Genomic DNA, 24744 nt, shown 5'->3' on the forward strand with positions numbered 1-24744 from the left:
GAACGGCCGGCTCACCCGTCCCGCCCAAGCGGGCGAGCCGGAGCCGACATGAACAGGACGGTCATCTCATGCTCCGCACGCGGCGCGGACGGTTGTCGACGCGACGCGGACCGCGGTGATGGCGTGGGCGGTGGCGGCCACCGATACGGGGTGAGGGCCGCCGACATGGCCCTTGTCGGCGTAGCAGTACAGCCGGTCGCCCGCACCGGAGAGCCGGTCGATCGGCGCGAGTGTGCATCCAAGATGAGGTGGGTCTTGTACCGCGCGACGGGCAGCGCTTGCAGCGCAGGTACACCAGCGCCAGGCTCGGCGGAAATGCCCCCGTATGGCGCAAGAGCACGAGGGGCACCGACCAGGGCGGCGACCAGGGCGGCGAATGTGTGGAGGTCGCGCTTTTGCGGGCGTAGTTGGGGTGCGGGACGGCAAGGATCCCGATGGCGGCCATCTGACTTTCACCAGTGAGGCGTTCGCCGCGCTCGTCCGGGGCCTTGAGAAGCTGCGCTGAGACGCGGGTCAGGGGCGGTATCGGTCGCGCCATGGGTGCGCGTCGTGGTGCACACCGGACGCATCTTTCACCGTCCAGAAGTGAGGCGTCCACATGACCTCGGGCGCTTCCGGTGTTGGGAGTTCTGGGGGCGGGTGGTTGGGTGGCGCGGCATTCTTGGGCGTTGAGGTTGGTCGGAGGGTGGCGACCGGTGACTGGCCGCTCCCAGCGTGTTGAGGTGTGGTTGCTGTGGTTGAGAGTGCTCTTGAGGACGTCCCGGCGAAGGATGGCGAGGGCCCGGACGAGGTGAGGGCGGAGGCTTCGTGGTTGGGGCGCGGGGTTGCCTTGTTCACTCCTGTGTTCGCCGTTGCGGCCGGGTGGCTGGCCGAGGTCGTCGCGCAGCTTGTGCCCGGGGCGGATCTTGATGAGACGCAGGTGACCACGTTCATGGTCGCTGCGACCACGGCGGCTTTCGGGTCCGGGTGGAAATGGCTTCAGGGGTGGCAGCAGCATGAGCGGTTCGTCGCGGAGGGCAAGGCCGCACCGGTTAAGAGCGTGCAGCGGCGGCGGAGTCGCAAGGCGAAGTGAGAACGGCCACGCCGCCGAAATGGAGGGGCGGCGGGCGTAGAGGTAGAGATAAGTCCACCTGAAAGAGGGGGGCATGCCCACGGACGGGGTTATGGACGTCCCGGCAGAGTGTTCACCGCAGATACCGACTCAGAAGGGTTTCTCGTGGACACGGTTCTTGCTCGCCGCCTCACCGGATGGTCGTGCCTCGCCGCCGCCGCGGCATTCATCGTCGAGGTTCCGCTGTACTTCGTTTACTCGGGGCCGCCGCCGGACGCCAATGTTCTCAGCCGGCTCCTGATCGGGATTCTCGCGCTGGGATTCCTGCTCATCTTCGTGACCGGCTTCCGGGAGTTCGTCAAGAGCGTCGACCCGCGGTACGAGTGGGTCGGGAATCTCGCGTTCACGACCGGAGTCGCCTACGTCGTCGTCACTCTGGTGTCGAGTGGGCTGGAGGCCGGCGCCGTCATCGAGGCCGATCAGGCGATCGACCCCACGATCATCGTCAGCGGGACTTACATCCTGTACGGATCCATTGGGCGGATGCTCCTGGGGTTCTTCCTCGTCGCACTCGGATATGCCGTCATGAAAACCGGTGCGCTGCCGCGCTGGACCGGGACGTCCGCCTACGTGCTGGCGCTCGTCAACTTCGCCTTCATCCCGTCGCTCTTCTTCGGCAACGAGCCTTCGTTCTTCTACGCCGCCAATGGGTGGGGGACGACGGCCTCGATGGGCGCCATCCTCAGCTACTGGCTGCTCATGATGGGCATCGTCACGCTCCGAGGCAGGCGAAGTGCCGTTCCGCTGCCCCAGGGCGCGCGGAGCTGAGTGGACGCGGGGGCGTCGGATGGCCGTCGCGGGCGAAAGCCTGCGGCGGCCACCAGGCCTTTGGCCGATAGGTTCACCTGACGTCGTTCCGTGTTCATCTGGTGGCCCGACCGCGGCGTTAGCCATGGGGTGTGCGTGCCATTCTCGTGCTTCTGCTCTTGTCCTTCGGTGTTGTGGCGTGCGCGAACGCCGGGGCCTCGATCGGCGGAGGAGAGGTCATCGTCGTCGGGGTGAAGGCCGACCAACCCGGACTCGGGCTGAGGAAGGACGGGGTTTTCCAGGGATTCGAGGTCGATGTGGGCCGCTACATCGCCCGGCATCTCGGTGCGTCCCGGGTCGAATTCCGGGAGGTCAGGTCGGACGACCGGGAGCGGAAGCTCAAGGATCACGTGGTCGACCTCGTCCTGGCGTCCTACTCGATCACCCCCGATAGGGCCAAGCTCGTGACGTTCGGCGGGCCGTACTACGTCGCCCATCAGGACGTCATGGTGCGGCGTGGCGAGGCTCGGATTCGGGGGGTGCGCGATCTCGCGGGGCGGAAGATGTGCGAGGCGAGCGGGTCGGTGTCGACCGAGCGTGTGGTGACCGGGTTGAGCGTTCCGGCGCGGCTCGTCCCCGGGTCGTCCTACAGCGACTGCGTCGCGAAACTGCGGGGCGGGGCGGTCGACGCGGTGTCCACCGGAGATCTCGTGCTGGCCGGGTTCGCGGCGCCGGATTTGAGAATCATCAACGCGCCCTTCACGGACGAGCGTTACGGCGTAGGAATGCGGAAGCGCGATGTCGAGGGGTGCGAGCGGGTGAACCACGCCCTCACGACGATGTATCAGGACGGGACGGCCGGCCAATTGCTCAAGAAATGGTTCGGGCGCAGCGGGATCACGCTGGTCGGAACCGTCCCGCAGTTCGAGGGCTGCACGGAGTGACCCCGCTGGAGTGTCGGTGGCGGTCGTTAGGGTCGAGGGTATGGCTGAGGAGCAGGTTGTCTGGGGAGAGTTGCTCCAGGTGGGGTTTCTGCACGCGCTCCGGGAGGCCCACCGCGAAGCGACGCTGGCCGTGTTCGGCGGGCTGAGCCGGGCGGCGGGGTTCACGGAGCGGTCCTACGGGGTCAGCGCCTTCGACGTCCTCACCTCGCAGATAGACCGGATCTTCGAGGGCGAGCCCCTGGTAACGCGGGACGATCTGAACGGGTCGCCCGGGTGGCGGTACGGGCGCTACCGCGTCCTGCTCAAGCACCACGAGTTCGGCAACGTGCGGGGCATCCGGTGGGATCGCGACAGCCCCACCAAGCAGTCCGTCGCGCAGCAGAGCTACCTCGACGACCCGCAGCTGGCGCTCCCGCTCGGAATCGGCCACAGCGACACGCCCGGCGTGGTGACGCTCGTGCTCGCGCACAGTGCCAGTGAGGAGCCGCTGGAAATGGAGCTCTTCCTGGGACGTCCCAGGTGGAACGCGGACGGCGGCACGGCTTGGCACTGGGTGAAACCTCTGGACGACACCATCGGCGCCGATCCACGTCGTAAGCTCGTCGAGCGGACGATGCCGCTCTGGGGCGACGATGAACGAGACGTGCCCATGCGGCTTCGCGGGGAGACGAGAACGGCCTAGCAAAGGGTGGCGCAGGGTGCTGTTCGACTGCGAGCGGCTGACGCTTGCCCGGCGCCTCCGGGGGCTGCGCAAGAACCAGCTCGCCATGGCCGTCGGGACGACACCGAAGGCGATCGGGCAGTACGAGGCGGGCGTCCAGAAGCCCGAGGAGACGACCCTGCGGCGGCTGGCGATCGCGCTCGGCGTGCCGGTCGAGTTCTTCCACACCGGGCGCAGCCCCGTCTCCATGGACGGTGCCCACTTCCGGTCACTGCGATCGACCAGCCAGATCGAGCGCGACCAGGCGCTGGCCTACGGGCGGATCGCCACCGACGTCGTCGCCGCCCTGGAGGAGCACGTCGACTTCCCCGAGGTGGCCCTGCCCGAGTACCCGGTCTCACCGGACGAGATCGCCGGTCCCGGTCCCGTCGAGGCGGCCCGGCTGACCAGGAAGGCCCTGCTCGACCAGCCGGGCCCGGTGCCGCACGTCGTCAGGCTGCTGGAGTCGCACGGCGTGATCGTCCTCGTCCTGCCGGAGGCCGCCGAGCGGGTCGACGCGTTCAGCGTGGGCGTCCACCCGCGGCCGATGGTGTTCTTCAACCCGGCCAAGGGCGACTACTGGCGGAACCGGTTCGACGGGGCCCATGAGCTGGGCCATCTCGTGATGCACGCCGACGCCGAGCCCGGAGAGAAGATCGTCGAGGACCAGGCGCACCGGTTCGCCGCCGAGTTCCTCATGCCCGAGGAGGGCATCGCCGCCGAACTCCCGCCGACGCCCGACTGGGAGCGGCTGGCGTCGCTGAAGAGCACCTGGGGTGTCAGCATGGCCGCGCTCCTTTACCGCGCGCGGACGCTCGGGATCATGAAGGAGTCCGCGTACCGGAACGCGATGAGCGCGATGAGCGCGCGGGGCTGGCGGCGGCGCGAGCCGGGCCCGGCCCGGGGGCTGGAGCGGCCGACCATGCTGACCCGCGCGATCGAGATCGTCGGCCAGGCCGGGGTGGACCGGGACGAGGTGGCCGAGCGCTCCCGGGTGACCCGGGCCGATCTCGACCTCCTGGTCCCGCACCGCTGAACCCGGCAGCCCCTGCCGTCTCTGGGTCAATGGAACGGTCCTTTAGGAACCCGTTTAACACGATGATGTGATTTGTACAACGCGCACACCGAGTTATATATCTCTGTCCGGAGGTCTCCTGCACACTCGCCATTAGTTGTGAGACCCTCCCGGGGAGTCGCCGGGACGGACGTATGCGGACGCTGGAGATCTTGTGCTGGACAATCGGGAGGCGGGCCCGACCGCGCTGCGCATGCAGATCGGCGCGCGGTTACGACGCCTGCGCGAGGACAGGGGCCTCAGCCGGGTGGAGGCGGGCGAGGCCATCCACGGGTCGGCGTCCAAGATGAGCCGACTTGAGCTGGGACGACACGGCTTCAAGGTCCGGGACGTGCTCGACCTGCTCACCCTCTACGGCGTCGACGACGAGGACGAGCGCGCGAGTTTCGTCGAGCTCGTCGAGGAGGCGCGCAAACCCGGCTGGTGGCAGAGCTACAGCGATGTCGTGCCGAGCTGGTTCGAGCAGTATCTCGGCCTCGAACAGTCGGGGGCGACAATTCGCTGTTACGAGGTGCAATATATTCCGGGCCTGCTGCAAACGCGCGATTATGCGCGCTCCGTAATCGGGCTCGAATACCACGACGCGGCGTACGAGGGTTTCGAACGGCGTCTCGACGTGCGGATGCGGCGGCAGGAGATCCTGCACCGGCAGACCGGCGCGGCGACCCTGTGGGCGGTGATCGACGAGGCGGCGCTGCGGCGGCCGATCGGCGGGCCGGACACGATGCGCGGCCAGATCGAGCACCTGATCGCGGTGTCGGAGGGCATGCACAACGTGAAACTCCAGGTGCTGCCGTTCTCCGCGGGCGGGCATCTGGCGCTGGGCGGTCCGATCACGATCGTCCGGTTCGCCGAGCACGACCTGGAGGACGTGATCTACCTGGAGCAGCTGACCGGCGCGCGCTACCCGGAAGGCGAGGAGGCCTTCCGCTACCAACGGATCATGGATCTGCTCGCGATCCGCGCGGCCCGTCCCACCCGCACCGCCTCGTTGCTCCGAGGTCTCCTGCGCGACCTCTGACCGCGCGCCGCCGCCCGGCCGGTGATCACCCGCCGGGGCGAGCGGGCTCCCCCGCGGGCGGGAGGCGGGCCCGGTTCCCCGCTCCGTAGCGTCGCCGCGACGGGCAAGCGATTCTGCGGGCGGTAGGAAAGTGAACAGTTCGGCGGCGGTCGTCGCGTTCATCAGCGGAACGGCGATCAACACGTGGGTCATGGCGTACGGGGCGAGGCGGCTCCTCAACGTCCGGTTCTCCCTGTTCAGGACGGTGGTGGCCGGCGCGCTCGGGCAGGGCGTCGCGAGCCCGATCATCACGGCGCTGATCGGCGACCTCGGCGACCGCCGTGAGGTGACGCCGCTGCTCTGGTTCGTCTGCCTCGGGTTCGCCTGCGCGCTGCTGGTCTCGATGACGACCCTGGTGCTGTGGGAGGCGTTCGTCCCGTCCGGGACCGTCCCGTCCCCGCTGGCGTGGTTCGGCGGCGTCCGGTCGCGGATGGCGCGGACGCGCCGGTACCGGCGGATCTCGTTCATCTTCCTCCGCCACGGCCTCGGCCCCTACCTGCGGGGACGCGCCAAGCCGAACCCGCACACGGCGCGCTCGTTCACCCATGCCCTGGAGCAGGGCGGTGTCGTGTTCGTGAAGCTCGGGCAGGTCCTGTCGACGCGGCGGGACGTCCTGCCGGCGGAGTTCGTCCAGGAGCTCGGGCGGCTCCAGGACCGCGCGACGCCCGTCCCGTGGCCGGAGATCGAGCGCGTGCTCCGGCGGGAGCTGGGCGACCCGGGCGAGGTGTTCGCCGCCTTCGACCGCACGCCGCTCGCCGCCGCGTCCGTCGCGCAGGTGCACGCGGCCACGCTCCGGTCGGGCGAGGAGGTCGTCGTCAAGGTCCAGCGGCCGGGCGTCCGCGCGGTCGTGGAGCGCGACCTGGACATCGTCGGCCGCCTCGCCCGGACGCTGCACGACCGCGCCGGATGGGCCAGGGCGTTCGGCGTCGTCGATCTCGCGCACGGGTTCGCCGAGGCGCTGCGCGAGGAGCTCGACTTCCGCGTCGAGGCGCGCAACATGGCGTCCGTGGCGGCGACCGCGCGCGGCGGCGACGTCGTCATCCCGCGCCCCTACGACGACCTGTGCACGAGCCGTGTCCTCGTCATGCAGCGCCTGAACGGGGTCGCGCTCGGCAAGGCGGGCCCGCGCATCGACGCCCGGGGCGTGGACCGGACGAAGCTCGCGAACACCCTCCTCGACACCGTCCTGCGGCAGATCGTCCTGGACGGGGTGTTCCACGCCGACCCGCACCCGGGCAACATCCTGCTGCTCGACGACGGCCGCCTCGGCCTGATCGACTTCGGGTCCGTCGGGCGGCTCGACAGCGAGCTCCGCGGCGGCCTGCAGCGGATGCTCATCGCGATGAACCGGGGCGACGCGGTCGCCGTGACGGACGCGTTCCTGGAGTTCACGGCCCGCCCCGACGAGTTGGACGAGCAGGCCCTCGCCCGCGCGCTCGGCGCTTTCATGGCCCGCCACCTCGGCCCCGGCACCACCCCGGACATGACGATGTTCACCGACCTGTTCCGGCTGGTCGCGCGGTTCGACCTGGCCGTCCCGGCGGAGATCGCGGCGGTGTTCCGGGCGCTCGCGACGCTGGAGGGCGGGCTGACGGAGCTGGCGCCGGGCTTCGGCATCGTCCAGGAGGCGCAGGCGTTCGGCGAGACCTACCTGCGGGAGCGGCTGCGGCCCGCGTCCCTCCAGGAGGCCGCGAGCGACGAGCTGGTCAGCCTGATGCCGATGCTGCGCCGGCTCCCGCGCCGCCTCGACCGCATCGCGGCCGCCGCGGAGGCCGGCCGGCTGACCATGAACGTCCGGCTGTTCGCGGACGAGGCGGACCGGCGGACGGTCACCGGCCTCCTCCAGCAGGTGCTGCTCACCGTCCTCGCCTCGACGGCCGGGGTGATGGCGGTGATGCTGCTCGGCCTGGACGACGGCCCGGCCATGACGCCGGAGGTCTCCCTGTTCCAGTTCTTCGGCTACTGCGGGCTGGTGATCTGCTCGGTGCTGTCCCTGCGCGTGCTGGCGGTGATCTTCCGCCGGTGACATGATCGAACACATGTTTGACCCGCTGGATACAGTGGGGGCATGTTCCAAGGGTCGCTGCTGGACGACACCGACGAGCGCGGACCTCGCCCGCTGCGGTCGGCGCGGCGGACCCGGCTGGCGCACGGCGCCTGGGTGGACGTCCTGCCCACCTGGATCCCCGCGGCGGACGCGCTCTTCGAGCGTCTCCTGGACGGTGTCCCGTGGCGCGCGGAACGCCGGCGCATGTACGAGAAGGTCGTGGACGTCCCTCGCCTGCTGGCGTTCTACGACGAGGACGACGAACTGCCCGATCCCGTCCTGGACGAGGCGAAGGCGGCGCTCAACGAGCACTATGCCGAGGAGCTCGGTGAACCGTTCCGCACGGCCGGGCTCTGCCTGTACCGGGACGGCCGCGACAGCGTGGCCTGGCACGGCGACAGGATCGGGCGGGGCGCGACGCACGACACGATGGTGGCGATCCTCTCGGTCGGCACGCCGCGGAGCCTGCTGCTGCGCCCGCGCGGGGGCGGCCCGACGATCCGGCACGAACTCGGCCACGGCGACCTCATCGTGATGGGCGGGAGCTGCCAGCGGACGTGGGAACACGCGATCCCCAAGAGCACCCGCGTGAAGGGCGCCCGGATCAGCGTCCAGTTCAGGCCGCGCGGGGTCCGCTGAAGCCGGGAGGGGAAACGGGCGAGGGCCCGCCGCCTCATGGCACCATTACGGTGATTCGTGAGGAGGGCCGTTGCTGCGTCTGGTCGTTTCACAGACCTCCCCCGGGGCGTATCGGACGGTGCTGGACGCGCTGCAGGCGCCGCTGCCCGTGTACGGTCCGGCCGGGCGGCACATCCTGATCGAGCCGGGGCTGTATCCGAACACCGGCTTCCACAGTTCGGGCGACTTCGTCCTGACGGCGGTGGGCGGGCCCGGCACGGTGACGCTGGACGGCGCCACCGACGCCACGATCGAGGTCACCGGGCAGGTGACGCTGCAGGGGCTGATCGTCCGGAACTGGAGTGCCCAGGGCCTCGCGCTGGAGGTCGCGGAGGGCAGCGTCCTCGCGGAGCAGTGCGAGTTCGTGAGCCGGTCCGACCTCGCGGTGCGGGCGGCGCAGGGCGCGCGGCTGGCGCTGCGGGAGTGCCAGGTGCAGGACGGCGCGGTCGTCTACAGCGCCGCCTCCGGGGTCATGGAGGGCAGCTCCGTCTCCGGCACGGACGGCAACGCGGTGGCGATCCGCAGCGGCAGCACGGTGACCATCCGGTCGTGCCGGGTGACCGACGCGGGCCAGCACGGCATCTGGGTGACCGAGGGGTCGCGCCCGCTGATCGAGCAGTGCACGATCAGCAACCCGGCGAGCGCCGGCATCCGGGTCGACGACCGCGCGGACGCGGCCGTCCGCAACTGCGCCTTCCACGACTCGGGCGAGTCGTCCCTGATCGCCGTGGAGAAGGGCAACGCGGTCGCGGAGGACTGCCTGATCGCCGGCGCCGGGGCGGACGCGCTGTGGGTCGCGACCGGCGGTTCGCTGACCGCCCGCCGGATCACGATGGACGCGCCGCGCCGCACCGGCGTGGTCGTCGAGAGGGGCGTCGCGCTCCTGGAGGACTGCGAGATCGTCGGGGCGTCGACCAACGGGCTGTCCTTCACCGACCAGGCGAACGTCACGGTCGTCCGGGGACGCGTCGCCGACTCCGGGAGGGTCGGCGCCGGGCTCGGCGCCGGAGCGCGCGCCCTGCTGGACGGGACGACGATCACCGGCAGCGGGCTGGCCGGGGTGAGCGTGGAGCCGGGCGGCGAGCTGACCGTCCGCCGCTGCACGGTGGTGGAGAACAGCGGAGCGGGCGTCTTCGTGTCCCGCGGCGCCGCCGTGGACATCGACGGGCTGACGAGCGACCGCAACGGCCGGCCCGACCAGCTCGACCCAGACAACCCCAGCACGGTGACCACGCAGGTCAGCGAACCCGCGGCACCGGTCGAGAAGACCCCTGAACCCGCCCGGACGCAGACCGGCGGCACCGCGTCCGCGGACGTCCTGCTGGCCGAGCTGGACGCGATGATCGGGCTCGCCGGCGTCAAGCGCGAGATCCGGAAGCTGACGAACCTGCAGAAGGTCGCCGAGCAGCGCCGCCTCGCGGGCCTGCCGCCCGGCCCGGCGATCGGCCGCCACATGGTGTTCGCGGGCCCGCCCGGAACGGGCAAGACGACCGTCGCGCGGCTGTACGGCGGGATCCTGGCGGCGCTCGGCGTGGTCGAGAAGGGCCAGGTCATCGAGGTGAGCCGGGGCGACCTCGTCTCGGAGAACGTCGGCGGGACGGCCCTGAAGACGACCGAGGCGTTCGACCGCGCCAGAGGCGGCGTGCTGTTCATCGACGAGGCCTACACCCTGGCCCGCGCGACGACCGGCACCGACTTCGGGCAGGAGGCGATCGACACCCTCGTCAAGCTGATGGAGGACCACCGCGACGAGGTCGTCGTCATCGCGGCCGGATACTCGGCGGAGATGCGCGAATTCCTCGCCGCCAACCCGGGTCTGAAGTCGCGGATCTCCCGGACGGTCGAGTTCGAGAACTACAGCCCGGCCGAACTCGTCCAGATCACCGCGGCGCAGGCGGAGAAGGACGGCTACCGGCTCGCCGACGACGCGCGGCAGGCGATCATGGAGCACTTCGCGTCGGTGAAGCGGGACGCGACGTTCGGCAACGGCCGGGCGGCGCGCCGGACGTTCGAGGCGGCGGTCGAGCGGCAGGCGCAGCGCTTCGCCGACATGGACGAGCTGCCCTCCGGCGAGGAGCTGTCCCTGCTGCTCGCCGAGGACCTCGACGTCGAGACCGGCCTCGCCGCCCGGTTCGGGGAGGCGCGGGACCCGGGCCAGGTGCGCACCGTCCTCGACCGGCTGACCGCGATGACCGGCCTGGACGAGGTGAAACGCGACATCGGCGACCTGCTGGACCTGATCGCCTCGGCCCGGCGGCGTCGTGCCGCCGGGCTGGAGGCCGAGCCGTTCACCGGACACCTGATCTTCGCCGGTCCCCCGGGAACAGGTAAGACGACCGTGGCCCGCCTGTACGGGGAACTGCTCGCCGCACTCGGCGTCCTCGCGCAGGGGCAGGTCGTCGAGGCCGCGCGGGTGGACCTGGTCGGGCAGTACGTCGGGCAGACGGCGCAGAAGACGGCGGAGGTGTTCGAGCGCGCGCGGGGCGGTGTGCTGTTCATCGACGAGGCGTACTCGCTGTCGCGTCCTTCGGGATCGGGCCACGATTTCGGCCAGGAGGCCATCGACACGCTCGTCAAGCTGATGGAGGACCACCGCGACGAGGTCATCGTCATCGCGGCCGGATACACGTCCGAGATGGACGGATTCCTCGCCACGAACCCCGGTCTCGCCTCGCGTTTCGCCCGGACGCTGACCTTCCACCCCTACAGCGTGGACGGCCTCGTCTCGATCTTCCTGGGCAAGGCCAAGGCGGCGGACTACCGCGTCCCGGACCCGACCAGGCAGGCCCTCACCGTCCACCTGAAGGCGAACCACGACCGGTTCCGGCAGGGCAACGGCCGCGAGGTCGACAAGCTCTTCCGCGCCGCCGTGACCGCCCACGCCCGCCGAACCGAGCAACTCGCCAACTCCGGTGCGGAGCTCACCACGGAGCAGCTCGCGACACTCCTGCCGGAGGACGTCAGGTCTTAGCGGTGTGGAGCAGGTCGCGGATCACGTTCCTGTGGTCGCCGGCACGCCACGCCAGAGCCAGCCGGCTCGGAGACAGTCCCGTCACCGGGATCGCGGTAACTCCCGGGCGCCGGTAGATGTCGACGTTGCCGGACGCCATCAGCACTATGCCGCTGCCGTCCTCCAAGGCGGCGAAGGTCTCGTCGGCGTTGGAGGCGGTCGCGCCGACCCGGACGGGCCTTCCGTCGCGCTCATCCAGAGCGAGCCAGAAGTCGCGTAAGGGGCCGGCGGTCTCGGGAAGCGCGATGAAGGGTTCGTCCAGGAGTTCTTCGAACGCGACGGTCGCGCGTCCGGCGAGCGGGTGGTCGTCCCTGAACGCGACATAGCGCGGCTCCTCGGCGACCACCTGGATGTTCAACGTCTCCTGGCGCGGGACCGGCAGCCACACGAACGCCACATCGACATCACCGTCCGCCAAGCCGGCCGTGGGGTCGTCCCAGTTGACCTGGCGGAACCGGATGCTCCAGGTGGGACGGCGCTCCGCGAACCGCTCCCGCATGTCCGCGATCAGGCCGCGCCCGACGCTGGTGGACATGCCCACGGTCAGCACGGACGCCTCCCGCGCCGCCGCGTCGCTCACCGCCCGCTGGACCTCGTCCCAGCCGCAGAGCATGTCGCGGGCCGCGGGGAGCAGGGCCCGTCCCGCCGCCGTCAGCGCGACGGCCCGCCGGTCGCGATCGAACAGGCGCACCCGCAGCTGCTCCTCCAGCTGCCTGACCTGCTTGCTCAGCGCCGGCTGCGACACGAAGAGCCGCTCGGCCGCCCGGGTGAAGGACAACTCCTCGGCGACCGCCACGAAGTACCGCAGATCCCGCAGATGCGCATCCATAACCGATGGTAATCACGGCCGCCATTGGACGCGCGACGGTCACCCGAGCAAAGATCGTCGCGACGGGGGAGGTACGGCATGACGGTCTCGCTGGTCACCGGAGCGAACCGCGGCATCGGCCGCGAGGTGTGCAGGCTGCTCTCGGCGCAGGGCCACGACGTCCTGCTCGGAGCACGCTCGCCGGAGGCGGCCGAACACGCCGCCAAGGAGGTCGGTGCGACACCGGTCCGGCTGGACGTCACCTCCGCCGCGGACATCGAGCGGGTCGCCGCCGAGATCGGCGCGCTGGACGTCCTGGTCAACAACGCCGCGATCACCTACGACACGTGGCAGCGGGCCTCGACCGCGGACCTGGCCGTCGTCCGGGAGGCCGCCGAGACCAACCTGTACGGCCCGTGGCGGCTGACACAGGCGCTGCTCCCCCTCCTGCGGCGCAGCCGGCACGGACGGATCGTGAACGTCTCCAGCGAGGCCGCCTCGCTGACCAACATGGGCGGCGGCACCCCCGCCTACACCGCGTCCAAGGTCGCGCTCAACGCGCTGACCCGCATGCTCGCGGCCGAACTGCGCGCCGACGGCGTCCTCGTCAACGCGGTCTGCCCCGGCTGGGTCGCGACCGACATGGGCGGGCCCGGCGGGCGTCCCGTCGCCGACGGGGCGGCGAGCGTGGTGTGGGCCGCGACCCTCCCCGACGACGGCCCGACCGGCGGGTTCTTCCGCGACGGCCGCCCCCTCCCCTGGTGAAAGGACACTGACATGATCGTGGTCGCCGGTTCCACGGGAAACATCGGCTCGGAGCTGGTCTCCATCCTCGCGTCGTCCGGCGAACCGGTGCGGGCGCTCGTCCGGAAGGTGCCGCCGTCGACCCTCGACGGCGTCGAGTACGTGACGGGCGACCTCGACGACCCCGCGTCCCTGGCACCCGCGCTGGACGGGGCCTCGGGCGTCTTCCTGCTCCCGGGCTACCGCGACATGCCGGGCGTCCTCGCCGAAGCCCGTCGTGCCGGAGTCGAGCGCGTCGTCCAGCTTTCTGGTGGTTCGGCGGGCAGCGGCGATATGACGAACGCCGTCACCCGCTACATGGTCGTCACCGAACGGGCCGTCCACGACTCCGGCCTGCCGTGGACGATCCTCCGGCCGAGCGCGTTCATGTCGAACGCGCTCCGCTGGCTCCCGCAACTCCGGGTCGGCGACACCGTGCGGCTGCCCTTCGCGAACGTCCGGGCCGCCGTCGTCGACCCGCACGACATCGCCGCCGTCGCCGCCACGGCCCTGCTGGACGACGGCCACGAGGGCCGGACCTACTACCCGACCGGCCCGGAATCCCTCCTCCCGTCCGACCAGGTCACGATCCTCGGCGAGACCCTCGGCCGCGACCTGCGCTTCGAGGCGCAGCCGGACGACGAGGCCCGCGCCGAGATGACCGGCCAGATGCCCGCCGAGTACGTCGACGCGTTCTTCGACTTCTACGTCAACGGCTCCCTGGACGAGTCGGTCGTCCGCCCCACCGTCCAGGACGTCACCGGCACCCCGCCCCGAACCTTCGCCGACTGGACCAGAACCCACATCACCGCCTTCGCGTGACGGCCGCGCCCCGGCACCGGCTTGACCGGCCCCGAGGCGCGGCCCCTCAGGTCTGCGACCACCGGTACGGCGACTGGAACATCTCGGTGGCACCCTGCGGTCCGTAGACGACCCGGCGCGCCAGGGTCCCGAGGAACTTGATCCGGGCCGTCCCCTTCCGAGCGAGCTGGACCAGGCAGTAGCCGCGCAGCACGCAGGGCGTGAGGAGCAACGTCACCGTCCAGGCGATGAAGGGGACGTCTCCCCCAGGCACCGGCTCCGTGCCGTACCTGATATCCGCGTAGATACCGAGCGGGAGCACCGTGAGGACGACGTAGACGGTCGTCACCGCGTCGATGAGCCCGCACTGCACCGCGTGGTACCTGACGTTCCGGCTCCGGCTGAAGACGAGCAGCAGGCTCGCGAAGAACGGCAGCAGGTAGGCCAGCACCGATCCACCACGCAAAGGCTCCTCCCAACCCTGCGCCGGCGGAGCGACGGGAGCGGCCGGCGGCGGGGGCGGCCACGGTCGAGACGGCGGCCCCGGCGGCCTCCAGGCTCCTCCGGACTGGAAGGGACCCGGGGGCGGGGGCGCCGTCACCCGCCGACGCTCCTCGAAGGGCCGTACCCGGTCGACCTCCGCCATGGCCTCGCGGGCGCCGGTCGCCACCATGCGGCTGTCGTCGCCGAGCAGCGTCCTCAGCCGTTCGTAGGCGAGCCGCCCGGCCTCGTCCCCGGCCAGCGCCAGGTCCTTCAGCGTGGTCACGGCGGCGGCGCGCACGGACGTCAGCGGATGCCCGACCGCCGAGGAAACCTCCTCCGGCAGCGCCGGCGGGCGGGCCGTCCCGGGACTGAACGCGACGATCAGCTCGCCGCTGACGTCGGAGAACTTGGTCGGCGTCTGGTTCGGGTTCGCGGCGGTGACCTCGGAGTACGTGTAGTCGTACAGCTCGTCGATGGAGATCCGCCCGTCCCGGTTCCGATCGGCCTCCCCGGTGGTGAGGCCGCGCACGAGCGCCTCGGTGAAGACCGACGGCCCGCCGCTCTCGTCCTGGGACGGGTAACGCGAGATCTCCTTGGTCACCCGCCGCCGGTCGAGTTCGAAGGCGTACTCCAGCGCCGAGGACGACGACAGGATCGCCCGTCCGGAGCCGCTCAGCCGCTCGTTGATCCCGACACTCCCACCACCCCGCACGACCATGCCCTCGACGAACGCCCCGCTGTAGCAGCAGTCCAGCAGCAGGATGATGTTGCGCGACATGCTGTGGGACATCTGCTCGCTCACGAACGTCGACGCGATCCCGGTCGATCCGAGCCTGTTCACCCGGGTGTTGGACGTCGCGAAGTACAGCCGCCCCGCGTCGTCCTTCACCCCGTGGGACGAGACGTAGAGCAGGAGCACGTCATCGGGCCGCCGGTCGCAGAAGAAGTCCTCGATCGCGGCGTTCACCTCGTGCGCCGGCCGGTTGAACACGTCGTCCACCTCGAACCCGCCGATCCTCGGGTCCGCCAGCGCGGCGGACAGGGCCCGCACGTCATGGGCGGGTGAGCGCAGCGAGCCGAGCCCCGGATCCTCGTAGCGGTCCGAGGCCAGCAGAAGCGCTAGTCTCCGCGCCCGTCCCGCGTTTCCTCGTCGCATGTCAGCAGCCATTCGAGCAGTTCCCGCCGTTCCCCCGGAGTCGCCGCGGACAGTTCCACCGACCTGTCACCGCAACTGATCTTGATGTTTCCTCTCCGCGGACCGAGCCAGCCGAAGATCCCATTCACGAACGCCTTCATGGCCGGCGTGCCGCCGAGGCCGACGAGGAGCGTCGCGATCGCCACCGCCGATCCGGACTTCGCCCCCGCGGGCGCCCGGACGGCCCGCCGCTCGGCCTGCACTCCGACTCTCCGCAGGTCTTTCAGCAGATGACGGCTGAGCTGGTCCAGCCGCACCGGATCGGCGCCGCGCTCATGGATCTCGACCAGGACGGTTCGCGTCATAGATCACTCTTTCGCCGAATTACCATTGCCCTCTTCCCTCGTGTCGCGCCCTCATTAAATTGACGCGCCCCCATCCACGCGGGAGGGCACCCTCCAGGTCTCGATTTGGAATACACCACCGAGTAGCCGCGGGCATTCCACTCATCTTCGGATGATTCACCTGCAATATCGCCACACGATACGTGGAAAACACGGAATTCCAAGCCCCCCAGAACTGCAAGTGGCCAACTGCTAGGAAGCGCGCGGACTCGACGCCGAGCAAACGAAGGGGCCGACCGGTGGTGGTCGGCCCCTGGGGTGTGTGGGGTGGTCAGGTGGAGGGGCAGGTTTTGGTGGGTGGGGGGAGGGTCGTCTGCCGCATGAGCTGCGCGTACTCGGCGTAGTCGCGGACGGGCAGGCTCCAGTCGGAGCAGAACTGCGCGGTGAACGGGTCCTTGGTGGTCTCCTTGGCCGTCGGCTTCTCGGCGAGCGCGGGCCTCACGGGTTGGGATGCGTTGAGGGCGGCCAGGTTCTTGGCGAGGTCCGACCAGTCGGGGCCGTAGAAACTCTTGTAGGCCATCAGGACCAGGGCGAACTCGGGGAGCGGGGTGCTCGGGTCGGACGGGTCGGGGAGTTCGCCGCGGGCGGCGCGGGCGCGCAGGTCACGCCAGACGTCGCGGACGTCCTTGCCGTGCAGGGCGCAGTCTTTCGTGCGTCCGCACCAGGCGACGAACTGGTCGAAGGAGTCCTGCGCGGCGGCCAGTTCGGACGTCAGGAAGCGGCGGGTGTCGGGGACGCTGTGATCGTTGACGCTCTCCAGGACCATCGCGCGGACGCGCTTCGGGAACGTCTCGGCGTACATCTCGCCCAGCAAGGTGCCGTACGAGCAGCCGTGGAACGTCAGCTTCGGCTCGCCCAGCGCGGCGCGGATCGCGTCGACGTCCCGGACGGTGCTGAGCGTGTCGGCGTGGTCGTACAGGGGTCCGGTGCGTTCGCGGCAGTCGGCGCGGAGGCTGGCGTTGTGGTCGAGCGTCGCCCGGAAGCCCGCGGCGCTCTTGATCATCGGTGAGGGGGCGCTCGCGACGAGGTCGGCCGAGCACGTCACCGGGTTGCTGGCGCCGACCCCGCGCGGGTCGAAGCTGACGATGTCGAAGTGCCGGCGGAGCCGGTCGCTGAACCGGTCGACGCCGTCGGTGACGCGCTGGACGCCGGAGTCGCCGGGGCCGCCGGGCCCGAAGACGAGCGTCCCGACGCGGGCGGACGGGTCGAGGGCCTTGCGGCGGGCGATGGCGAGGCCGAACGTGGGGCCGTCCGGGCGCGACCAGTCGACCGGCAGCCGGAGCGTGGCGCACTCGGCCTTGCCGTCGTCGCCGCAGGGGCGCCAGTCGATGGCGGGCGACGCCGCGGCCGGGCTCGGCTGGAGGGGAGCGGCGGCGCCGGTGAGCGCCACGGCCCCGGCGGCGGCCGCCGCCCAGAGGGCGAGCCCGTGTTGGCGCAGCATGAATGGCCTTCCGGTGGAGGGGACGTCGGATACGCCGGCTCGTGCGTGCGGGCGTCACGGTCCCCGGCCCGACCGTGGCCGGGGACCTCTGACGATCAAGCTAGGGGCGGTTCCCTCACCGGAACAGGGCGTTCAGGGACGTTTCAGGGTAGGTTCAGGGTTCGCTCAGGGCAGCGCGCGAACTCCTCCGACCCCGCGGGTCCTGTCAAGAGTCGTCGGTCAATACTTCACAGCGTCGTGGTATTCGACAATTCCTAAGATTTACAGGGGAAATGAGTCTGGTGACTCAACGGCCGTCCAGATCTCCGTTCTGGATGGCGTTCAGGAGAGTCCGCCACGCTGCGGGAGCGAGGGTGACGACGCCGGCGGAGCGGTTACGCGAGTCGCGGACCAGGACGGACGGCCCCTGGGCCGCGACTTCCACGCAGTCGTTCGAATCCTGGCTTGCGCTGGCCTTTCGCCAGTTCAGTGCGGTCTCCAGGTCGGACCGGTACACCATTCAGCAACCCTCCATCCATGGTCGGCGGTTGCCGTCACGCCCTGCCGATCGGGCGGGGGCGACCACCGGGCGAGCATCAAGTTGGGCACAACAAACCACGACCTTGTGGATAATTTCCCGATCAAGAGTGTAAACGGTTCTAGTTATCCCGCCTACAAGGGAACACAAGATCACTCAGAGTGTTATGACGGCCACTCGCCTTGGGGATGCTGGTGCCGCGGTCACCTCCCGGTTGAGTTACGGTCCGGTAGTCAGTCAGGCCATGAGGTCTTCCGCGCACTGGCGCATCAGGGCGATCGACTCCTCGGCCGACAGCGCCTGCTCCAGCAGCAGCTCGAAGCTGTCCCGGTACTCGGGGATCCGGGGGTCGTCACCGGTGATCATCAGACTGGCGCCCTGCCGGCCCTCCAGGTAGAGGATGTCGCCGAGGTCGCCGTCGAACTCCAGGACGCTGAAGGGCCCCTCCAGCCCGAGGTGCGCCCCGGCCTTGAACGGGAGCACCCGGACGGTCAGCAGATCGTTGCTCTCGGACGCGTCGGCGATGTGGTTGAGCTGCGCCGGCATGATCGCCGGGTCGATCTTGATGCCGACGTGCCGGCGGATGACCGCCTCGTCGATGATGTAGTGCTGGCGGGGCGGGTTCTCGCGCTTGGCCAGCTCCTGCTGGCGCTGGATGCGCAGCTTAGCGGCGAGCACGCGTCCCGTCTCGGACGACTTGCCGGTCGAGAGCACCTCGGCGTACTCGGGCGTCTGGATCAGCCCGGGGATGACCGTCCCGTGGAACTGCCGGATGTAGGCCGCACCGGCCGAGTAGCCCACATAGGCGAGGAAACTGGGATCGAGCTCACTGCGGTACTGGTTCCACCAGGCGGGCTCGCGTGCACCGCGGGCCAGTGCCTGGAGCCGCTCCTGACGCCCTTCCGAGTTCACTCCGTACACCCTGAGGAGCGCTTGCAGGTCCGTCCTGGTGATGGCGTTCTTACCGCCCTCCACACGGATCAGCTTCGACGGAGACCACTCCAGTTCCCGCGCCACCTGCTCTTGCGTCAGGTTCTTCTCCTTGCGCAGGCGTACCAGCTCGGTGCGCAGCAGTGCGCTCTGGACTATGGGCCCCTGGTCACTGGTCATCGTTATCGCTCACTGTCCGTAGTTGATGCCACCAACCTGGATGCTACATGGCATACCGGGACCTCACATCCCACATGACGTCACTGCGCTATATGTCCCGGTAAAGCGATCTTCACTGTGGGCATCAGACCCCGTCATATCGCCCGAATCTCGCATCTAGAGCTTCCAGACTGCTGCATACCTTGAGACCATGTACTAAAGTGCTAGGTAGCAGAATAGCAGAAGACTAGTTGCGACCGAACGCGGTGCAACGTATCGTCAGGGTCAACACTGACTCAGAGTGAGGGCCTCGGGCGGGACGCGCGCCCGGTCCGCACTCCACCGGCGGCCACGGGGCCACGGGCGCCGCCGGCGCGGAACGAACGACGGACCCGGCGCGCGCCGGACGGGAGGGCACGACGGAGCACATGACTTCGGCAGAGCCGGAAGCACACCCACGAACACTGTCAGAGGCGAAAAACAGAGTCGCCCGCCGCTTCCCGACGATCACCGGTCTGGCAGCCAAGACGATCGCGGGAGAGCGGAGAGCGACTCCCAGGGCCGCACGAGAACGTCCGGGCCGGTCTGCGCAGACACCTGCGAAGACGCAGAAAGATCCGGGCTGACCTGCCAAAACGTTTCTGCGGACTCACCCAGTCTAACCGCGATCACGCGGTCCGGGCCATAGGTGAAGTGAACATCGGCCGCCCCCGACCGGTGCCGGGCGCCTCCCGGCACCCCCCGACCGGAGGCCGGTGTCACGATTCGAGGCATGGGGTCCCTGTCATGTCAGAGCTGCAGTCTTCTTCCCCGACCTTCGCCGTCCACCCCCCACACCCCACGGGGTCGCCACGTCCCGTCCGGTCCGGCCCGAGGCGGGTGGTTCAGTGAACGACCACGCCCGCGACCACGACCCGGACCAGATGGTCAACTCCGAGCTGATGCCGCGGCCGCGGTCCGCCCGGCCGGCCGAGACCGCCCGCCGGCAGGGGTTCTGGCCGTCCCTGACCACGATCGAGCAGGCCGCGTTCCTCGCGTCCGCGCGCGAGGTCGTGTACCCGGTCGGCGCGGTGCTGTGGGCCGAGGGCCAGTCCGCCGACCAGACCATCGTGATCAAGTCCGGCTCGGTGCGGGTCAGCGTCGAACGGGACGGCCGCGAGCGGATCATCGCCTTCCGCGGCCCCGGCGACATCCTGGGCGAACGTGCCGCGCTGATGCTGCGCCGCCGCTCGGCCACCGTCGTCGCGATGGACACGCTGCACGCCCTGCTCCTGTCCACGCAGGAGTTCGTCGCCTACCTCAGCGACCACCCGCGCGTCGTGGCCGTCCTGGAACACGAGATATACGACCGGATGACCGAACAGCACGGTTCGGCGCAGCCGCCGCAGTACGCCACCGGACCGATGCACCCGTACGGCCCCGCGGCCCAGTACGGGCCCCCGCAGCCCTACGCGTCGGCGTACGTGCCGGTCCTTCCGCACTACCAGTACGCGATGACGGGGCCCTTCACGGTGGCCGGCGCCTACGCGGTACCCGACCCCCGCACAGGCGGCGCGGCCTACTTGACCAACGCGCCCATGACCAACGCGCCCATGACCAACGCGCCCATGACCAACGCGCCTTTGCCGGCCCACACCATCGGCGCGGTCGTCGAGGCGTCCTACGAACAGCCGACGCAGCCGATGGACTTCCCCCGGCGTAAAGGAGCGTCCTGGGCCGGCCAGAACTGCACCATCGTGTACACCGACGTCGCCGGGTTCAGTTCCCCCGACCGCGACGACGCCGACCGGATCGACGTGCGCCGCGCCATGTACCGGGCCCTCCAGGAGGCCTTCGAGGACTCCGGCGTCCCCTGGGACGGCTGCCACATCGAAGACCGCGGCGACGGCGCGCTCATCGTCGTCCCACCGCAGGTCACGACCGCCGCTGTGATCGACCCGATGCTGGTGTCGCTCGGCATGCGGCTGCGCCGCCACAACCACCGGTCGAGCGAGGCCGTGCGCATCCAGCTCAGGGTCGCGGTGAACGTCGGCCCCGTGATGCCCGATCCGCCCGGCGTGTCCGGATCGTCGATCATCACGACCGCCCGGCTGCTCGACGCGCCGCCGCTGAAGCAGCGGCTCGCCGCGACCGGCGCCGACCTCGGCGTCATCGCGTCGCGCTTCGTGTACGACTCCGTGATCGTCCACAGCCCCGGCTATGTGAAGGCCACCGAGTACGAGCAGGTCAGCTGCCGAGTGAAGGATTCGGACGTCGAAGGCTGGATCCACCTGCACGGCCTCCCCGCCGAATCGGCGATCTGACCCCACGCCGGCCCGTCCCCCCGCGCGGGCCGCCGAACCCCCGACCCCGCGTGCACCGGCGCCGCGGGGTTCTTCGCGTCCAGGGCACTGCCGGACCGACTCGTGTGCTCGTGCACGATGCCCGGATGGGACGTGGCCGGTCAGGCCGAGGGCGGATCCCGGCGGTCGCGAGGCATCCGCAGGACGAAACGGGCACCGCGGTCGCTGTCCTCGATGGTGAGGGTCCCGCCGTGCAACCGGGCGATCTCCCGGGCGATGGGCAGGCCGAGGCCCGTCCCGCCGGGATCGCGGGCCTTGCTGTCCTCCAGGCGCGCGAAACGCCGGAACACCAGGTGCCGGTCCTGCTCGGCTATGCCCACCCCGTCGTCGAGGACCTCCAGGACGGCGACACCGTCCTCCCGGGCCACCGTGACGTCCACCCGGGACTCGGCGTGCCGCTCCGCGTTGTCCAGCAGGTTCGTCAGCAGGCGGACGAGGCGGAGCCGGTCGCCCAGCACGATCACGCCCTCCTGCAGGTGCGGGACGATCCGCTTCGTCCGCTCCGACCTCGCCACCTCGATGGTGACCAGCGCGCCGAGGTCGACCGGCTCCACGTCCTGCCATGCCGCCGCGTCCAGCCGGGCCAGCTGGAGCAGGTCCGTCACGATCGCCTGCAGCCGTTCGAGGCTCTGCAGGACGGCCCGTGCCGTCTGCGGCCAGTCGACCTGGTCGGGGAACAGCAGCGCCTCCTCGATCTGCGTGCGGGCCGCGGCGATAGGGCTGCGCAGATCGTGGGACGCGTCGGAGGTGAAGCTGCGCTGCTGCTCCAAAGCCCTGTCCAGGCGGTCGAGCGTCGCGTTCGCGGCCTCCGCGAGCCGCCTGATCTCGTCCCGGTTCTCCGGCACCGTCACCCGGCGCCCCGACTGGTCGGCGGTGATCTCCGACAGCTCGGCCCGAATCGCGTCCACCGGGGCGAGGGTCTGGTCGACCGTCCCCCAGGCGCGCAGGCACGCCAGCAGGATCACCAGCAGCGAGACGCTGGCCAGGAAGAGGATGAGCCCGCCGCTGACATACCAGGGGACGGTCGGCACGGCGGCGTAAATGATCCAGTCGCCCGCGGGCTGGAACACGCGGAAGCCGATGACCCACTGGCAGCCGCTCAGCCCCGGCGGGGAGCACAGGGTGTCGGCGTCGAACACGCGGAACCTCGACGGATCGAACCGGGCGATCGGCGGACCGTCCAGCGTCGGGCCCGGCGTCCCGGCGATGACCGTCCGGGTCTGGTCCAGCACCTGCACGACGACGCCGTCCGGCGTGACGAGGGGGCCGCTCACCTGCCCGCGCCTGATCTCGTAGGCCGTGCTCAGCGCGGCGGACGTCGCTTTGCTCCGCGAGGAGGTGGTCTCCGCCCCCCGGGCCTCCACCAGGATCAGCGTGGTGACGATGGCACAGATCACGACGGTGACCGCCCCGGCAATGACGGTCATCCGCACCCGTATGGACCATGTGCGCCGTCCGTACACCCGACCTCCCGCAGGTGAGGTAATCACCGCCCGGACCGAAATCAGTCCTCTGAACAGCAGCGACGCCGCCAATAGAGGTCAAAGAAAAGGTTGCCCGGCCGGTCCGTTCCGCAGAAGCGGGAGCGCTGGACCGGTGCCGGATTAGCATGTCCGGTTATGGAGCTGCGCCAGCTTGAGTACTTCGTGGCAGTGACCGAAGAGGCGAGCTTCACCAAGGCCGCCGCCCGGCTGCACGTCGCCCAGCCCGGCGTGAGCGCCCAGATCCGGCAGCTGGAACGGGAACTGGGGCAGCCCCTGCTCGACCGGTCCGGGCGGACCGTCCGGCTGACGGAGGTCGGCGCCGCCGTCCTGCCCTACGCGCGGGCGGCCCTCGCGGCGGTCGAGGGCGCCCGGCGGTCGGTGGACGAGCTGACGGGGCTGCTGCGCGGGCACGTCACCATCGGCACCATCGACTGGATCCGGTCCCTCGACCTCCCCGGCATGCTCGCCGGATTTCACCGCGACCATCCGGACGTGGAGATCACGGTCCTCCAGGAGGACGCCGACACGCTCACCGGCGGGCTCCGTGCCGGGCGGATCGACCTGGCGTTCCTCAGCATCGGCGCCGAACCGCCCGACGGCATCGCCACCAAGGTCGTCATCGAGCAGGACCTCGTCGCGGCGGTGCCGCACGGCCATCCGCTGGCGCGGCGGTCCACGCTCCCGCTGCGGACCCTCGCCGACCAGGACCTGATCTGCCTGCCGAAGGGGACCGGGATGCGGGCCGTCCTGGACGGGGCCTTCGCCGACGCCGGGCTCCGTCCGCGCATCGCGTTCGAGGCCGGCGAGCCGCCCGTGCTGGCGGAGATCGCCGGGCACGGCCTCGGCGTGGCCGTCCTGCCCGAGTCCGCCGCCCGGAGCGTGCCGGACGTCCTGCACGCGATGCCGATCGTCCGGCCGCGGCTGAGCGGGCGGATCGCGCTCGCCTGGCGCGCCGAGGGACCGCGCAGCCCGGCGGCGCGGGCACTGATCGCCCGCGCCCGCCGGGTCACCCCCTGATCAGGCGGCCCGCCTGGCGGTGCCCTTCAGGAGCCGGTCGAGAACGTCCGGCTTGTTGGTGATGATGCCGTCCACGCCGAGGCCGATGGCCTTCTTCATGGCGGCGGAATCGTTGATCGTCCAGGTCAGCACGTCCATGCGGTTGGAGTGCACCGCGCGGACGTAGGACGCGGTCAGGTCACCGTACGTGGGGTTGATCTGGTCGGCGTAGGACGCCAGCTTCCGCAGCTCCCCGGTCTTGGGCGTGCCGAGCAGCCCCGTCGGCACCTTCGGCAGCACCGCGTGGAAGCGCCGCACCGACTCCCAGTCGAACGACTGGACGACGAGGAGCCGCTCGCGCGGGTCGTACCGCAGCCAGGACGGCGAGCGCCGCAGCTCCGCGGCGATCCGCTTCTCGATGCCCGGGTAGAGCGCCGGGCTCTTGATCTCCAGGAGCAGCCCGAGGCCCTTGCCGCGCATCGCGCGGAGCGCCTGCCCCAGCGTCGGGACGCGCTCACCGGCGTACTTCTTCGCGAACCACGACCCGGCGTCCAGCCTCCTGATCTCGGCGAGGGTGAAGTCGGCGACCCTGTAGGGCGCGCGGCCGGGGTAGACCTTCTCGACGTTCGTCGTCCGGCCGAGCGTGGTGTCGTGCATGAGCACGAGCTTATGGTCCTTGGTCTCCTGCACGTCCAGCTCGAACATGTCCGCGTTCTGGACCTTGGCCAGCCGGAACGCGGCGAGCGTGTTCTCCGGCGCGTACGCGGACGCGCCGCGGTGCGCGACGTTCACGACGTCCCTGGCGGCCGCGGCGGTCGTGGCGGCCCTGGGAGCGGTAGGGGCGGTGGCCCTGGGAGCGGTAGGGGCGGCGGCTTCGGCGGTCGCCACCGGAACGGTGATCGCCGCCGTGGTCACGACGACGACGAGCGCGAGACGATTCCGTCGGTGCATCGGTCACCTTTCGGGAGCCGGACTGTCCGCCCCCACCCTGGGACCTTCTGGTGACGACAGCGTTACGGGTCGGTAGCAGACTGTGTACATCCGGCGACAATACGCATCCGGGGTGGTCCCGGAAGTGCCGGACACGGC

Annotated in this window: 22 protein-coding genes; 14 read left to right on the top strand and 8 right to left on the bottom strand. The window is 70.4% G+C overall.

Annotation, left to right across the window (positions count from 1 at the left end; translation table 11 throughout):
* The first annotated feature begins 376 nt into the window (after window positions 1-376).
* The 10 genes from K8Z49_RS26045 (at window position 377) to K8Z49_RS26090 (ending at window position 11333) form a co-directional block, all read left to right on the top strand.
* Entirely contained in the window at window positions 377-505 is a 129-nt protein-coding gene (locus K8Z49_RS26045) for a DUF397 domain-containing protein (protein WP_412515448.1), read from the top strand.
* A gap of 219 nt (window positions 506-724) precedes the next feature.
* On the top strand, window positions 725-1072 hold the full coding sequence (locus K8Z49_RS26050; protein ID WP_412515449.1) for a hypothetical protein: 348 nt from the start codon (window positions 725-727) through the stop codon (window positions 1070-1072).
* 144 nt (window positions 1073-1216) lie between these two features.
* Entirely contained in the window at window positions 1217-1879 is a 663-nt protein-coding gene (locus tag K8Z49_RS26055; RefSeq protein WP_075024485.1) for a hypothetical protein, read from the top strand.
* Window positions 1880-2025: 146 nt separating this feature from the next.
* Entirely contained in the window at window positions 2026-2802 is a 777-nt protein-coding gene (locus K8Z49_RS26060; RefSeq protein ID WP_412515450.1) for a glutamate ABC transporter substrate-binding protein, read from the top strand.
* Window positions 2803-2842: 40 nt separating this feature from the next.
* Window positions 2843-3484, top strand: coding sequence for a hypothetical protein (locus K8Z49_RS26065; protein WP_075024535.1), 642 nt, complete (start codon window positions 2843-2845; stop codon window positions 3482-3484).
* 16 nt (window positions 3485-3500) lie between these two features.
* Window positions 3501-4538: a helix-turn-helix domain-containing protein gene (locus tag K8Z49_RS26070; protein WP_412515451.1), complete on the top strand. Its 1038-nt coding sequence runs from the start codon at window positions 3501-3503 to the stop codon at window positions 4536-4538.
* A gap of 193 nt (window positions 4539-4731) precedes the next feature.
* On the top strand, window positions 4732-5598 hold the full coding sequence (locus K8Z49_RS26075) for a helix-turn-helix domain-containing protein (RefSeq protein ID WP_021592645.1): 867 nt from the start codon (window positions 4732-4734) through the stop codon (window positions 5596-5598).
* A 130-nt stretch (window positions 5599-5728) separates the two neighbouring features.
* Complete coding sequence (locus tag K8Z49_RS26080; RefSeq protein WP_021592644.1) at window positions 5729-7663, top strand: ABC1 kinase family protein; 1935 nt, start codon at window positions 5729-5731, stop codon at window positions 7661-7663.
* Between the two features lie 42 nt (window positions 7664-7705).
* Window positions 7706-8323 carry an alpha-ketoglutarate-dependent dioxygenase AlkB gene (locus tag K8Z49_RS26085; RefSeq protein WP_412515452.1) on the top strand — a complete coding sequence of 206 codons (618 nt, stop codon included), beginning with the start codon at window positions 7706-7708 and terminating at the stop codon, window positions 8321-8323.
* A gap of 70 nt (window positions 8324-8393) precedes the next feature.
* Window positions 8394-11333 (top strand): right-handed parallel beta-helix repeat-containing protein, encoded by a 2940-nt coding sequence (locus tag K8Z49_RS26090; protein ID WP_412515453.1) that lies wholly within the window; start codon window positions 8394-8396, stop codon window positions 11331-11333.
* On the opposite strand, the gene K8Z49_RS26095 is transcribed toward K8Z49_RS26090, so the two are convergent.
* Complete coding sequence (locus K8Z49_RS26095) at window positions 11323-12201, bottom strand: LysR family transcriptional regulator (RefSeq protein WP_021592641.1); 879 nt, start codon at window positions 12199-12201, stop codon at window positions 11323-11325. The two genes, K8Z49_RS26090 and K8Z49_RS26095, sit on opposite strands and share 11 nt — an antisense overlap.
* 78 nt (window positions 12202-12279) lie before the next feature.
* On the opposite strand from K8Z49_RS26095, the gene K8Z49_RS26100 reads away from it, so the two are divergent.
* Together K8Z49_RS26100 and K8Z49_RS26105 are read left to right on the top strand one after the other, a co-directional pair.
* Window positions 12280-12945 carry an SDR family oxidoreductase gene (locus K8Z49_RS26100; protein ID WP_021592640.1) on the top strand — a complete coding sequence of 222 codons (666 nt, stop codon included), beginning with the start codon at window positions 12280-12282 and terminating at the stop codon, window positions 12943-12945.
* Window positions 12946-12957: 12 nt separating this feature from the next.
* Window positions 12958-13785, top strand: coding sequence for an NAD(P)H-binding protein (locus K8Z49_RS26105; protein ID WP_412515454.1), 828 nt, complete (start codon window positions 12958-12960; stop codon window positions 13783-13785).
* Between the two features lie 46 nt (window positions 13786-13831).
* Here the strand turns inward: K8Z49_RS26105 and K8Z49_RS26110 are convergent, their stop codons facing one another.
* From K8Z49_RS26110 to K8Z49_RS26130, 5 genes are all read right to left on the bottom strand, one after another.
* Window positions 13832-15403 (bottom strand): caspase, EACC1-associated type, encoded by a 1572-nt coding sequence (locus K8Z49_RS26110; RefSeq protein WP_075024481.1) that lies wholly within the window; start codon window positions 15401-15403, stop codon window positions 13832-13834.
* Window positions 15367-15747, bottom strand: coding sequence for an effector-associated constant component EACC1 (locus K8Z49_RS26115; RefSeq protein WP_075024480.1), 381 nt, complete (start codon window positions 15745-15747; stop codon window positions 15367-15369). Before K8Z49_RS26115 ends, K8Z49_RS26110 begins: the two co-directional genes overlap by 37 nt.
* A gap of 310 nt (window positions 15748-16057) precedes the next feature.
* Window positions 16058-17227: an alpha/beta fold hydrolase gene (locus K8Z49_RS26120; protein WP_412515455.1), complete on the bottom strand. Its 1170-nt coding sequence runs from the start codon at window positions 17225-17227 to the stop codon at window positions 16058-16060.
* 286 nt (window positions 17228-17513) lie between these two features.
* Complete coding sequence (locus K8Z49_RS26125; protein WP_021592635.1) at window positions 17514-17726, bottom strand: DUF397 domain-containing protein; 213 nt, start codon at window positions 17724-17726, stop codon at window positions 17514-17516.
* 255 nt (window positions 17727-17981) lie between these two features.
* The gene (locus tag K8Z49_RS26130) at window positions 17982-18854 is read right to left on the bottom strand and encodes a helix-turn-helix domain-containing protein (RefSeq protein ID WP_021592634.1); all 873 of its coding nucleotides are present in this window, start codon (window positions 18852-18854) and stop codon (window positions 17982-17984) included.
* A gap of 866 nt (window positions 18855-19720) precedes the next feature.
* On the opposite strand from K8Z49_RS26130, the gene K8Z49_RS26135 reads away from it, so the two are divergent.
* Entirely contained in the window at window positions 19721-21136 is a 1416-nt protein-coding gene (locus tag K8Z49_RS26135; protein WP_412515456.1) for a cyclic nucleotide-binding domain-containing protein, read from the top strand.
* Between the two features lie 140 nt (window positions 21137-21276).
* Here K8Z49_RS26135 and K8Z49_RS26140 read toward each other — a convergent pair whose 3' ends face one another.
* Window positions 21277-22602 carry a sensor histidine kinase gene (locus K8Z49_RS26140; protein WP_412515457.1) on the bottom strand — a complete coding sequence of 442 codons (1326 nt, stop codon included), beginning with the start codon at window positions 22600-22602 and terminating at the stop codon, window positions 21277-21279.
* A gap of 192 nt (window positions 22603-22794) precedes the next feature.
* On the opposite strand from K8Z49_RS26140, the gene K8Z49_RS26145 reads away from it, so the two are divergent.
* Window positions 22795-23676, top strand: a complete 882-nt coding sequence (locus tag K8Z49_RS26145) for a LysR family transcriptional regulator (protein ID WP_075024476.1) — start codon at window positions 22795-22797, stop codon at window positions 23674-23676.
* Here the strand turns inward: K8Z49_RS26145 and K8Z49_RS26150 are convergent, their stop codons facing one another.
* Window positions 23677-24606, bottom strand: coding sequence for a glycerophosphodiester phosphodiesterase (locus tag K8Z49_RS26150; protein WP_021592630.1), 930 nt, complete (start codon window positions 24604-24606; stop codon window positions 23677-23679).
* Between the last annotated feature and the right edge of the window lie 138 nt (window positions 24607-24744).

The sequence above is a fragment of the Actinomadura madurae genome, assembly GCF_047130825.1.
Taxonomy (GTDB): Bacteria; Actinomycetota; Actinomycetes; order Streptosporangiales; family Streptosporangiaceae; genus Spirillospora; species Spirillospora madurae.